Consider the following 12,873-nt stretch of genomic DNA (forward strand, 5'->3'; position numbering starts at 1 on the left):
CAAAGCTAATGAGGATTTATGGGATTTAAAGATTTTTAAAATGAAGTTTTCCACTGAAATTTGTGAGTAAGTTTTTGAGAAAAATAGTGTCACATCACTTTCTTCACTTTCTCTAAATCTCTTTCCGTTTTAAACTTTGTGATCCTGGTAATCAAATCTAAAGGCAGTGGCTTATCCAAAGGAAACTGAACAGCACCTTTGCTCCATTTATAATCGGTAAATTCATTTTTAAAGGTTTCAATGCCCGAGCTGGTTGGGTAAAAGCCAATGTGTTTGGCATAACCGGCAAAGTAAACCAGTACGGTGTTTTGTTTAAAGGCCGGCATACCATAACTGATGACTTCTTTTGCTGTTGGTACCGTTTTATGGATGGTTTCGCGGACTTGTTGTAATAGCTTTTGCGTTTCTATTGGGAAATTGGCGATATATTCGTCGATGTTTTCTGGTTTGGACTGCTCCATAACTGATGGTTTTGTAAGTTAAATTTACAAAATTTCTCAAAAAACTATTCACTGATCTGGATATCGTATTTGTGTAATAGCCCTGCCAATCCGGATTTAGAAAACCTTGCCTTTTTGATCCTGTTGTTATCCGGATCTATGGAATAATTGTAAGCTGTTCTGAAATCTGCTTTTTCGAGAATAGTCCTGTCGAAAGTGGCACTCAGTAGATCGCAGTTATCGAAAGTAGCATTGCTTAAATCGCTTTCTGAAAAATCGACTTCATGTAATTGCGAGGTTTTAAAAGCCGTTTTCTTCAGCTTTAATTTATAAAAAGAAGAATGATCCAGTTTGCAGTTGGTAAAACTGAATGCCAAACCGAAATCGTTACAGTTCTCGAACCTCAATCCAAGCATTTTGCAATCCTGAAATTCTACATCAATTAGCGACGTTTTAGTTAAACTGGCCAAACTTAAATTGCAGGAAATAAATGCACAGTCTAAAAATTTAACGCCACTTAAATCTGAACTGGAAAAATTGCAGTTGATGAATTTACAATTTTCATATGCTGCTTTTGGGAGTGGGCGTAAGGTAAAATCGGTTTTTTCGAATGTTTGGTCGGCTATGTAATTGTCGGGCATATAAGGAATTTATTTTACGACGAATATAAAAATTTAGTGTGGTTTTTTGGCTCTGAGCAGGAAACTGAATTGTGTTTCTTATACAGACAGGGGTTAACTAAACCAGACAGAAATGGAAATACTTTTTGGTTGCAGCAACCTTGAATATGCTGTCATGCTGAGGCTCGAAGCATCTGTTTCATAAGTGGTAGATGCTTCGAGCCTCAGCATGACAAGCTTATCCAAAAAGATTGCAATGAATGGCGGGGCTGATGAAACCGAAGGATTACTGAACATAAATTTAGGAATATTTGCCACGGAAACACAGAGGACACGGAAAAGGGGAAATAAAAAAAAACCCCAAATTTCTTTGGGGGATTTATATGTTTTTGGTCTTCGGCTACGCTCAGACTGACAAATTTATTTTTTAACGTACATTACTTCTTTAACCGCTTTAACCACACGTTCAGCATTTGGTAAGCTGGCTGCGATTAAAGTTGGTGAATATGGAAGTGGTACATCGGCACAAGTAATACGTAAAACCGGTGCGTCTAAATAATCGAATGCATGTTTTTGTACCATGAAAGCAATCTCTCCGGAAAGAGATGCCAAAGGCCAAGCCTCTTCTACAACTACTAAACGATTTGTTTTCTTAACGGACGCGATAATAGTATCATAATCGATAGGACGTACAGTACGTAAATCGATCACTTCAACATTGATTCCCTCTTTAGTTAATTCTTCTACAGCAGGGTTAACAACACGTGTTAACATTTTACCAAAAGTTACGATGGTAACATCGGTACCTTGTTTAGTTACGTTAGCTTTGCCAAATTCGATATAATATTCTTCTGCAGGAACATCGCCTTTATCACCGTACATTACCTCAGATTCCATGAAAATAACCGGATCTGGATCGATGATAGCTTGTTTTAATAAGCCTTTTGCATCATAAGGAGTTGAAGGAACAACTACTTTTAAACCTGGAGTATTTGCAAACCAGTTTTCGAAGTTTTGAGAGTGTTGTGCACCTAACTGGCCTGCGTTACCTGTTGGGCCACGGAAAACCATAGGGCATGAGAACTGACCACCGCTCATTGATAAAATTTTAGCAGCACCGTTGATGATCTGGTCGATTGCTACTAATGAGAAGTTGAAGGTCATAAATTCCACAATTGGAATAAGGCCTGCTGTTGCAGCACCAGTTGCTATACCTGCGAAACCTAATTCGGCAATCGGGGTATCGATAATGCGTTTCGCACCAAACTCGTCAAGCATACCCTGACTTACTTTGTACGCTCCGTTATATTCTGCTACTTCTTCACCTAATAAAAAAACGCGGTCATCTTTACGCATTTCTTCTTGCATGGCTTCGCGTAGTGCTTCTCTAAATTGGATTTCTCTCATTGTAAATTTTAATAACGGTGGCAAATATAATTATTAATCGGTTTGAAACCAAAGGCTAAAATGCCTATGTTTTGTAATAATTATAAGTGTTTTACGCTATTTTTTAATGATTTTTAAGCCCTGTTTTTTGCTAATTCCGTTAATGAAGAAATATTATTGGGTAATTGTGTTTTTGTTAAGCTTTTTGTACTAAAGCTTATGCTTTTTTCGAAATATCTTCTCCAAAATGAATAATATTGCCACTATTGTCTAAAATAGAGAATTGGCGCATGCCCCATGGCATATTTTTTATTTTCCCGTTAGGGTGTACAACGCCCTGTTGGGTATATTCCTCATAAAGCTCATCAACTGCAGTAACGTAGATGTAACAGCCGGTATTTTTAGGGATACTTTCATCATCAGTTGGCCATAAGTGGATACTGATGTCATCTTTACTAAAAATAACATAGCCATCCCAGTTGTTATGGAAAGTGAAACCCAGTTTTTCGGTGTAGAATTTGATGGTTTCATCAGCATTTAATGAGGCGAGAATTGGTGTTGCGGTTTTAAGCATATAAAAGTATCAAGATTTTAGTATCAAGTATTAAAATTGCTAATCAAAAAAAACGAGGGTTTATTGTCTGCTTCGTGTTGAAAATATAAAGTTAATCATGATTGGAAGATCATTTTCGGGATAGTTAAAGGCTACACTATTTAAATAATTTGCAATCTTTAAGCGTTCTTGCCACGATATATTTTTATAATAAATCTGATCAGCTTTACTAGCTTCTTTTGCAATTTGTGCACGAAATGCTGTTCTATCTAAACGGTACATACTCAAATATAAAAAATGTTTAGCTTGGTTTAATGACTTGGGTTCAATAAGCCATAAATTTCACTGTCCAGAAACTGACCCCTAAAATAATAATCCTGTTTAAAATGTGCCTCTTTTACAAAGCCATGTTTAAGCAGCACCTGCCGCGAAGCATTATTTCCAACATTGATGTTTGCACTGATGGTATGCAGATTCACTTCATTAAAACCAAAATCTATAGATCGTTTTAAGGCTTCGGAGATAATTCCCTGTCGCCAGTAATCGGGATGTAACATGTAGCCGATCTCGGCTCGGTGGTTGGCAAAATCGGTACGCCAATATCCTACAGAACCAATCATCTGGTCTGGTTTTTCTTTTAAGGCAATTATCCAGGCCAGGTTATCGCCATTTTCATAACCATTTCTGAAACGTGAAATAAAATCTTTGATCTCAAAAATATCTTTAGGCCTTTCTCTGTCGATATATTTCATTACCGTTTCGTTGGTGCGCATGGTAAAAAGGGTTTCGGCATCTGCAAGATCGTGTTCGCGGAGGATTAAGCGTTCAGTTTCCAGCTCGGGAAAATTTGTGAAATTTAAGGTTAGCATTTTTAAATTTAGGAGATTAACTGCAAAGCGCGCAAAGTTTTTCGCAAAGGATGCAAAGTTTTATTTTACCACAGAGAACAAAGAGATTTACACAGAGGGCACAAAGTTTATATTTTTTTAATCAGGCTCGGTGTGCTCTGTGTCTTTTCCTCGGTGTGCTCGGTGGTTTTTACTAAGCGCTTGGGGGCTTTGTGGTTAAATCTATTTTCCAAACAAAGTTTTATAAATAGAATATTTGTAATTATCCTCAACAGCACTGGCAACAAAGTAAGGTGCTTCAAATAGCTCGGTCAGCTTTTTTCTTAATTCGACCAGGAACTCAGGTTTGATTTCTTCCAGGTATGCACCAGATAAATTTTGTCTTCCTGATTTAAACCAAACACCATCTACGCTCATGGTTTTTACTACATATAAATTAGGTTCTACAAAACTTTTTCCTGAAAATTGCTCGTAAGCGTAGGTGTATAATAAGGTTTGGATTAGGGCTTTGTTGATGTGCTTGCCGTCTGAATTGAACAGTTCTGGAATATCTTTAAAGGTTAATTTATCACTTCCGGTTTTGTAATCGATAATTTTGGTTACGCCATCTTTTACATCAACACGGTCGATAAAACCAAATATCTTCACGCTGGCTTCTTTTTCTTTTAACGGGAAACTGATTTCGGCCTCAACTTTTTGTTCAAGGCTAATGATATTAAATGGCGTTTGGGCTTCGTCCTGGTTTAAAATGATGTTTACATAAGCATCAACGATAGATAAAATTACCTTTTGCATACCCTTGTATTCCATTACGGCATTAGGATTTTTGAACATCACGGTATTAAAACCTTTCTGTATTAAAGTAGGAATCTGTTTTCGTTTTTCTTTAATCCGCTCTGCAGTAATTTCTCCCGACCTTAAATCCTCATAAAAATATTCCATCACTTTGTGCAAAATCGAACCTATTTCGTTGGCTTCTACCACTGCACTGATTTCTTTAGGTTCTTTGATGCCTGCAATATAATTGAAAAAGAAATCGATTGGGTTGGAGATGTATTGGGTAAGTGCCGAGGGCGAAAGCACTTTCTTTTTATCGAGATATTTTTGAAGGGTTTCCTGGATAAACGCATTATTGGTTTTCTCGATCTTCACCTCTTTAAAAGGTTCGGTTTTTACTTCAAGATTAAGCTCATTATAGGCAAAATCGAAGCCGCTTTCATATTCAAGCTGTTTCAGGATCCTGCTGGCTTCGCCCGAGGTAGATTCGTCGGTTAAGCTATTATAGACAAAATTGATATTGTTTGCCCGCTGTAATAGACGGTACACCATATAGGATGAAATGGCGTCGAGATTTTCGAGTACCGGAAGACCATAAACACGGCGGATAGAATCGGGAATAAAACTATTGCCGATGGATGATTTCGGAATTATACCTTCATTAAAACCTAAAATGACCACTTTGTCGAAATTTAAATTCCGGGTTTCGAGTAATCCCATTACCTGGATACCGTTGAGGGGATCACCCGAAAGTGGAACAGCAATGGCCTGCAATGATTTTTGAACAAGATAAATTACAAAAGGAATTTCTTCTTTACCAATGTGGTTGCTAAAAGTATCGTGCAGCCTGTTTAATTCCTGAATGGTTTTTACAAAAAGTTCTGCATCTATTTTTTTGAGTGTTTTCGCATTCGATAAGCGTGTTAACACATAATCCAGTACATCGAGTAAGTTACTAACCACATGCTGCGGATCGTCGATTTTTTTGTAAAATGTTTCAAACAACCCGCTTTGGCGCAATAAGCGTTTATGATCGATTTCTACCTGATTTTCTTCCAGCAATGCCGTTAAAATTTTATCCCGCATTTTTTGGGTGAGACCTGTTAAAGGATGGGTTAAAAAGGCCTCAACATTTTTATAACTTACTTTATCGCGTTGTAAAATCTCCAGCTGACTGGTTAACCACAAATCAACCAGGCCAAAAATGCTCGAGGTTGAAAGAGCAAAACCCATGGTTACGTTCAGGTCGATTTCTTTCCCGTTAAGCATGGTTGGAATGGTTTGCAAAGTTGGGATCAGGAGGCTTTCATCTGCGAGAACCACCACTGTTTTACCAACGGTTTCTGCAGCCGCATAATCTTCTTCTAAAATATTATTCAGGATTTTGGCCTGAGCGGATTGTCCCTGAACCTTAAAAACATTTACCTGGTGCGGGGCAGATTTCATCAAACTTTCCTGGTTGGCAAATTCATTTTTCAATTCCAGCTGATTGATGTTTTTACGCAAAAACAAACCTGCTTCCTGCGAAACATCATCCAAATAATAGGTGTCGGCATCAAAATAAAACAATGCTTTACTGGCTTCCTGTAGTTGCGTGAATATTTTAGCTTCGGCACTGCTCAACGCATTAAACCCGACGAAAATGATTTTCCCCTTATCAAAATTCGAAATAAATTCCTGGTGATTGGTAATGTCATCGGCCAGGTGGCGGTAAACCGAGCCATTGGTTAAATATCCCTGTTCTTTAAGCGTTGCATGGAATTTATGGTAAAGTTTGGGCATCCTGCGCCACATTTTAATAAAAAGCTCCTGCTGTTTTTTATGTTTGCCTTCAGAGTAGGAAGTCCAGAACTGAGAAAGAAATTCGTACTGCTCAGGACTTAAATAATCGAAATCTTTATTGATGACTGAGATATCTTCCAGATCGCGGTATAATTTCTCTGCATCTACTAAATCGGCATCAATTTGATTAAAATCGCTTAAGATGATTTTGGCCAAAGGGAAAAACTTATGACTGGAGATATTATCCAATTTTTCTTCCGCAAGTAGTTGATTATAAATACGGTGTAATGTGAAAAATTGAAGGTAAAAATCCGCTATTTTATAACTGGTAGAACTTGCGAAAAATTCTTGTATGGTAAAAAACGAGGGGCTGAAAAATGGTTTGCCAATAATATCGGCAAAGTGTTTTTGTAAATAAGCTGATGGACGTTTATTGTTAAAAACAATGGCGCAGTTTTCCAGCTGATTTCCAAACCGGATAACTAAATCTTCGGCAACTTCCTGTAAAAATGGTTTCATCTGCATATTATACTAATTTCAATTTGCCTTTTACTGCGTAGAAAAGATAGGTTTTGATATTCTGATAGCCCATCTCGCTAAGTAAAAGTCTGTAATTGTTTACCTGTTCGATATGTTTGTCGCTTTCTTCTAAAGTAAATTTATAATCGAGGATAATCACCTCGTTGGTATTAATCAAAACCCGATCGGGGCGATGCAGTTTCCCATTGGCATCAATAATGTTTTTTTCTACAATGCTTTCGCTTGCCTTATCTAAAATCTCTTTAAGCTCAGGATGGTTTAATACTTCCAATGCTGAACCGATCAGTTTTTGCTTTTCTTCTTCTTTGATAATGCCCTGCAACACCAAATTTATAGTGTAATCCTCAACCTCTTTTTCTGTGCTGGCACTGGCTAAAATATCGTGTAGTAGAGAGCCTTTTCTACCCGATTTTTCAATGTTGACCAGATGTTTTAAGTGCTTTTCTGCTGATGGAACATATAGTTCGGATAACCTGGTGGTGGTTGGATAACTTTTAAGGTTAATAAAGTTCGATTCTTCTGCTTTAGTTTCAACCCTTACATCATCAATAATTTCGTACACACCGTTTTCATCAAACTGCTCGTCGAAAGTGAAATTAATTACATCGCCCATATTGGATAATTTCAATTCCTTTTTTGCCATTGTAGCAATATATAGGTAATCTTTAGAACGCGTAGTCGCTACGTAAAGCATGTTTAAGGCATCCATATTATTATAAAGTAATTCTTCATAATATGCTTTCGCGATTGCCGAATCGGCCAGTGCTTCATTATACTTTAACGGAATTCCTTTTAATTCTTTATACACCGTTTCTTCTGAAGAAACCCAGAAAGTACCATTTGGCTTGCCTTTGATTTCCCAATTGCAAAATGGCACAAAAACAGCCCTAAATGCCAGACCTTTTGATTTATGGATGGTAATAATCTGTATGGCATCGGCACCTTCGGGCGATGGCAATGATTTTTTAATACCGTCTTCTTCCCACCAGGTCAAAAATGAAATGATGCCTTTTTCACCCAGTTTTCCGGCAGATGCGGTCAAATCTCTAAAAGCCAATAAATAAGGTAAGTTGGCCGTCAGGTTTTTTAAACCGTAGCTTTCAATTAAAATTTCTACCAGTTCAGCCAGCGGAAGTTGAAGCCAGCTTTGCCAGTTTTCGCATAAAGCAAGCGGTAAAACCATTGTAAGTGTGCTTAATGGCTTATTGGTGAGGTTAAGGTAATAATTGGCATCAATATTTTTTTCGTGCAAAGAATGGTACAGTGCAATACAATTCGCTTTGTATAATGCCGTTTGGGTTTCCAGTCCGATCAGCACTTTTAAAGTGTTAATGATGAGCTGTATAGCCGAATTGTTGGAGATCAATAAAGCATCGCCGGATAAAACGGGCAATTTGTGCTCCATTAATTTTTTAACAGTCAGTAAGGCTTCGCTGTTAGAACGTACCAGAATGGCAATATCTTTTAGCGCATATTGCTGCTCGTTTTTGAGGCGGTTTATTTCTTCAACAATATCATCAAGGACAATATCCCTAAAAACGGTTTCGGTAAAACGCGCTTCATTCGGTGCATGATCTTTACCAAACTTTTTAATTTTGATGGTTCCGCCTTTTAGCGTATTAGTGGCAAAATTTTGGGTCGATCCACCATAAATATCGGTTATAATCTGTTGGTAATGCTGTTCCTGCCACCATTTGGAAATACTTTCGGGTTTAGTAGCCAGATTTTCATTTAACTCGTTCTGGAGGGTAAGCGGAATGGCTTTGTAAAGGAAATTATTAAATGTGATGATGTTTTCGGCACTCCGGTAGTTTTCTTCCAAACTCTCTTCCAATACATTTTCTGCACCAACGTCTAACTTAGCATGTTTATGCAAAATGTTCCAGTCGCCGTTGCGCCAGCGGTAAATGGATTGTTTGGTATCGCCAACAATCAGGTGATCGATCAGATCCTGACTTGGTGTGGCCATTGCGTTAGTCAATAGTGATTTGAAACTCCCCCATTGACTGGTAGAAGTGTCCTGAAACTCGTCGAACAAGAAATTGCGGTAACGGTTGCCTACTTTTTCCCAAATGAAAGAAGGATTATCGCCGGCATCTTCGGTAATACCTGAAATCAGTTTTTGTGCATCACTAATCAACAGGTTATCATTTTCGGCTCTGTATTCTTTTAACAATACCGCAATTTCCTGCATCAACCTTAAATAATAGAGGTTTTTGTTAAAGGCAATGGCCAGGCTATAATTTGGTAAATGGGTTAAATAATGTGTTTTTAACTTTTGTAATATCGGGTTTACCGTATCATAAGCTTCAGGGAAATTAGCATTTTTTTGAAACCACTCATCCGGTTCGTCGATTAGATGGAAAATCGGTTCAATCTTGGAAAAATCGCCTCTGGCAACTAAAATAATTTTAGCCAGGGGACTGCGTGATTTACCTTTGAGTTGTTCGGTTTCTACACCGATTACATTTAAGGCTTCATTTGCTTCGGTTGCCAGCGAAACCAGTTCCTCTTCGAAATTTTTGATTTCTGCCTTGGTAACACTGATGTATTTTTTAAATAATTCGTCGATGTTTTCTAAACCTAAAGTGCTTACGGCATCTTCGAAAATCTGGAAGCGTTCAGAGAATATTTCACCTATTAAGTTATAAAGTTCGAATTTGTAATTCCAGCTTTTATTGTCGCTGATGCGCTCGATGGCCAGATCGATGATCCACTGTAAAAGCTGTTTGTTGTGATCTAAAGCTTCGTCGAGTTTGTTTACCAGATCATCTTTCACCTTATCATAATTCATTTCTAAATTATAATCGGCGTTGAGGCCCAGTTCGAAAGCAAAACCGCGGATTACTTTTTGCACAAAACCATCAATGGTACTTACCGAAAAGCGACTATAATCGTGCAGAATTTTTCGGTAAATTTTATCCGCTTTAAATTGTAATTCCTGTGGACTTAATATCGGATAAGCTTGTAAAATGAGTTTCCGATAATCTTCGATTTTTTTTGACGGATTACCTTTGGCAAGACCTAACAATACCTCCAGAATCCTGGTTTTCATTTCTTCAGTGGCCTTATTGGTAAAGGTTACCGCTAAAATTTCGCGGTATTTGTTGTCGCCACTAAAAAGCAATGTAAGGTAATGTGCAGTTAAACTGAACGTTTTACCTGAACCTGCAGAGGCTTGAAGAATTTTGAGGGGTTGGGGCATAATGTGATATTTCTCGGAAATTTAAACTTACAACAATTTAAAATTTTCCCGAAATCATGATATCAACATTCAATCCGTTTATGGTTTTTTCTTCTTTTTTTTATTGAGTGTTTTATGGCTGATTCTGGCTGGGCGTTCGGCCATTTCGATAGGAAGGCCAAGCAAATCGCGGATTACCACTGATGCACATGCTCCTCCAAATGCTGCAGGCAAATAAGAAACTGTACCATAGGCAGACCGCTTGAAATTACTTCCATCCGTCATGATCATGGAGTTTTTATCCATTTCTTCTGTGGAGAAAACCGCTTTTATTTTTGCTGCATTGGCGAGTTTATTCAATCTTTTGCGCACATAACTGGCGAAAACACATTGATAGGTATCAGGGAGAAACGTAATTCTTAGTCTGGTAGGATCCATTTTGCCACCGGCACCCATTGAACTTACAATTGGAATATTTTTTTCTAAAGCAGTACCCAATAAGGTAATTTTTGGCATTACACTATCAATGCAGTCCATAATGTAATCGAAACCCGTTTCTAGAATTTCCCTGCACATTTCAGGTGTAAGAAAGGTGTTTACCACATGGAGTTTTAATTCGGGGTTGATGGCGAGTAAACGTTCTTGCATAATTGCTGCTTTACTCACTCCATGATTGGTAGCCAAAGCGGGCAATTGCCTGTTCCGGTTGGTTGGATCAACCACATCACCATCAACAATGGTCATTTCGCCAACGCCAGATCGACAAATAAATTCGGCCGCAAAAGACCCGACGCCGCCCAAACCGATTACCAAAACATGTTTCGATTGGAGTTTATCTATTCCATCATTCCCAACAAGGAGGGCAGAGCGCGAAAGCCAGCTAACATCAGACATATCAATTTTTTTCTACTATATTTTTCCACGGAGACATGGATTAACACGGAAATATTTTCTCCTGTGATTCCTTTGTCTCAATGGTTAATTTTTTAGGTTGTTCCAGTCGGCAAAAATACGAGCTTTAAGCTCATCCACTGTACATTTTTTTAAAATGGCTGCGGTTTGGTAAATTTCTTCAATTGAAACATCCGCATCATCGGTCTCTAAGAAAAAGCGTTCGGTACTTTTGATGAGTTTAGCTGCACCAGAATTTTCTTTTAAAGCAGCAATTCCAAAAGAAAGTAAAAAACCTTTATCTAATAACTGTTGGCCAAGCGCTTCATTTTTATTGAAACCATGAATAACCATGGGGACTTTAACTTTTAACCGGTCTTTAATCGCAATTAATTCTGCAAAACATTTAACACAATGTAAAATCAGTGGTTTATTGATTTTTTCTGCCAATTCGATCTGTTTTTCTAAAATAAGCAGCTGATTTTCCAGATTTTCTCCTCTTAACCTATCTAAACCACACTCGCCGATTAGTTTAACGTTTGTTTGATTGGACACAACAGTTAAATATTTCATCTGCAATTCTAATTGATCAATTTTAGCAAACCAGGGGTGTAACCCCACCGAAATTGGCTTTGTTTTAGGCATGGCTAAAAAAATATCGCTGGTTAACGTTAGACTTTGAACGCTGATTATACCCGGTTGGGTAGCAGCTTTATGAGTATGTATGTCTAGGAAATCCATTGCCAGGCAAAGATAAGTAAAAATGGAAGAGGGAAAATGGATGGCGTGAATGTAAAAAAGCAATTTGAATTAAACCTTCTTTCCTGAAATGATTCCACTCTATGGACTATGGACTATGGACTGTTTCCCCACTGTAAAGAATTTGCTAATAATCTATAACATTACTAGACTTTATTACATTTGTTTTATTATTATTCTAAAAATCATGAAAAGATTATTCATTTTATTAACCGCTGTATTAATGTCGACTGCGGCTTTTAGTCAGGCGAAAAAAGAAGGCGTTCATATCTATAATCCGCAGGCAGATGCCAAAGCAGAAATTACCGCAGCAGTGGCAAAGGCAGCTAAAGAAAATAAACATGTTTTATTGCAGGTTGGAGGAAATTGGTGTACCTGGTGTATTGCGTTTCACAATTTAGTCGACAGCACCGCTACGCTGAAACAATATATCAATGATAATTTTGAAACCGTTTTGGTGAATTATAGCCCGGAAAATAAAAACGAAAGTGTTTTGGCCAGCTTAGGATATCCTCAACGTTTTGGTTTTCCGGTATTTTTAATTTTAGATGGTAAAGGAAAAGTACTACACATCGAAAATTCTTCTTATCTGGAAACCGAAGAAATAGCAGCAAATGGTAAAAAGAAAGTTGGACATGATGTAAAGAAAATCACTTCATTTTTAAAAGGGTGGACCACCACAGCGGTAAATCCTGAAACTTATAAAGCGAAGGCTAAATAATAAGGTTTGGGGCAAAAGGTGTATGGTTTAAGGTGAAACCCTGATCGCTAAAAAAATAAAAAAGCCGTTCGGATATAAAAATCGGAACGGCTTTCTTTTTAGTCATCAAGCTCATCTTGGTCTTCATCATCTAGATTTAACTCGTATGATGCCCTCGATGCCTCATCGGCTTGTTCCAGTAAGTCTTTATCGTGCTCAATATTGGTATCATCGCCACTAATTTCGTTGATATTTTCTACGTCGTCTTCTCTGCGCAAAGCATCGTTCGGATCGTTTGAATAATTGTCATCTTCTGGATCTATCATAACTTTGGGGTTTTATCATTAGATAATCGTTTTGAAGGCAGAATTGTTTTAAGAAAAAGCTGAAAGA

12 protein-coding genes are annotated in these 12,873 nt (G+C 37.7%); 1 reads left to right on the forward strand and 11 read right to left on the reverse strand.

The window, feature by feature from the left end:
• Window positions 1-89: 89 nt before the first annotated feature.
• From R2R28_RS10670 to R2R28_RS10715, 10 genes are all read right to left on the reverse strand, one after another.
• Complete coding sequence (locus R2R28_RS10670) at window positions 90-461, reverse strand: iron chaperone (protein ID WP_316825663.1); 372 nt, start codon at window positions 459-461, stop codon at window positions 90-92.
• A 44-nt stretch (window positions 462-505) separates the two neighbouring features.
• Complete coding sequence (locus R2R28_RS10675; protein WP_316825664.1) at window positions 506-1,081, reverse strand: pentapeptide repeat-containing protein; 576 nt, start codon at window positions 1,079-1,081, stop codon at window positions 506-508.
• A gap of 399 nt (window positions 1,082-1,480) precedes the next feature.
• The gene (locus tag R2R28_RS10680) at window positions 1,481-2,467 is read right to left on the reverse strand and encodes a pyruvate dehydrogenase complex E1 component subunit beta (protein ID WP_316825665.1); all 987 of its coding nucleotides are present in this window, start codon (window positions 2,465-2,467) and stop codon (window positions 1,481-1,483) included.
• Between the two features lie 196 nt (window positions 2,468-2,663).
• Window positions 2,664-3,020: a VOC family protein gene (locus R2R28_RS10685; protein ID WP_316825666.1), complete on the reverse strand. Its 357-nt coding sequence runs from the start codon at window positions 3,018-3,020 to the stop codon at window positions 2,664-2,666.
• 60 nt (window positions 3,021-3,080) lie between these two features.
• Window positions 3,081-3,281 (reverse strand): hypothetical protein, encoded by a 201-nt coding sequence (locus tag R2R28_RS10690; RefSeq protein WP_316825667.1) that lies wholly within the window; start codon window positions 3,279-3,281, stop codon window positions 3,081-3,083.
• Window positions 3,282-3,310: 29 nt separating this feature from the next.
• Window positions 3,311-3,868 carry a GNAT family N-acetyltransferase gene (locus tag R2R28_RS10695; protein ID WP_316825668.1) on the reverse strand — a complete coding sequence of 186 codons (558 nt, stop codon included), beginning with the start codon at window positions 3,866-3,868 and terminating at the stop codon, window positions 3,311-3,313.
• A gap of 201 nt (window positions 3,869-4,069) precedes the next feature.
• Window positions 4,070-6,925, reverse strand: a complete 2,856-nt coding sequence (locus R2R28_RS10700) for a PD-(D/E)XK nuclease family protein (RefSeq protein WP_316825669.1) — start codon at window positions 6,923-6,925, stop codon at window positions 4,070-4,072.
• A gap of 7 nt (window positions 6,926-6,932) precedes the next feature.
• The gene (locus R2R28_RS10705) at window positions 6,933-10,151 is read right to left on the reverse strand and encodes a UvrD-helicase domain-containing protein (protein ID WP_316825670.1); all 3,219 of its coding nucleotides are present in this window, start codon (window positions 10,149-10,151) and stop codon (window positions 6,933-6,935) included.
• A gap of 78 nt (window positions 10,152-10,229) precedes the next feature.
• A complete protein-coding gene (locus R2R28_RS10710; protein WP_316825671.1) occupies window positions 10,230-11,024 on the reverse strand; it encodes a tRNA threonylcarbamoyladenosine dehydratase in 795 nt (264 codons plus the stop codon).
• An 84-nt stretch (window positions 11,025-11,108) separates the two neighbouring features.
• On the reverse strand, window positions 11,109-11,762 hold the full coding sequence (locus R2R28_RS10715; RefSeq protein WP_316825672.1) for a TatD family hydrolase: 654 nt from the start codon (window positions 11,760-11,762) through the stop codon (window positions 11,109-11,111).
• Window positions 11,763-11,967: 205 nt separating this feature from the next.
• Here R2R28_RS10715 and R2R28_RS10720 point away from each other — a divergent pair, with 205 nt between their 5' ends.
• Complete coding sequence (locus R2R28_RS10720; RefSeq protein ID WP_316825673.1) at window positions 11,968-12,501, forward strand: thioredoxin family protein; 534 nt, start codon at window positions 11,968-11,970, stop codon at window positions 12,499-12,501.
• 98 nt (window positions 12,502-12,599) lie between these two features.
• On the opposite strand, the gene R2R28_RS10725 is transcribed toward R2R28_RS10720, so the two are convergent.
• A complete protein-coding gene (locus tag R2R28_RS10725) occupies window positions 12,600-12,806 on the reverse strand; it encodes a hypothetical protein (protein WP_316825674.1) in 207 nt (68 codons plus the stop codon).
• Between the last annotated feature and the right edge of the window lie 67 nt (window positions 12,807-12,873).

It is taken from the genome of Pedobacter miscanthi (assembly GCF_032678605.1).
GTDB lineage: Bacteria > Bacteroidota > Bacteroidia > Sphingobacteriales > Sphingobacteriaceae > Pedobacter > Pedobacter miscanthi_A.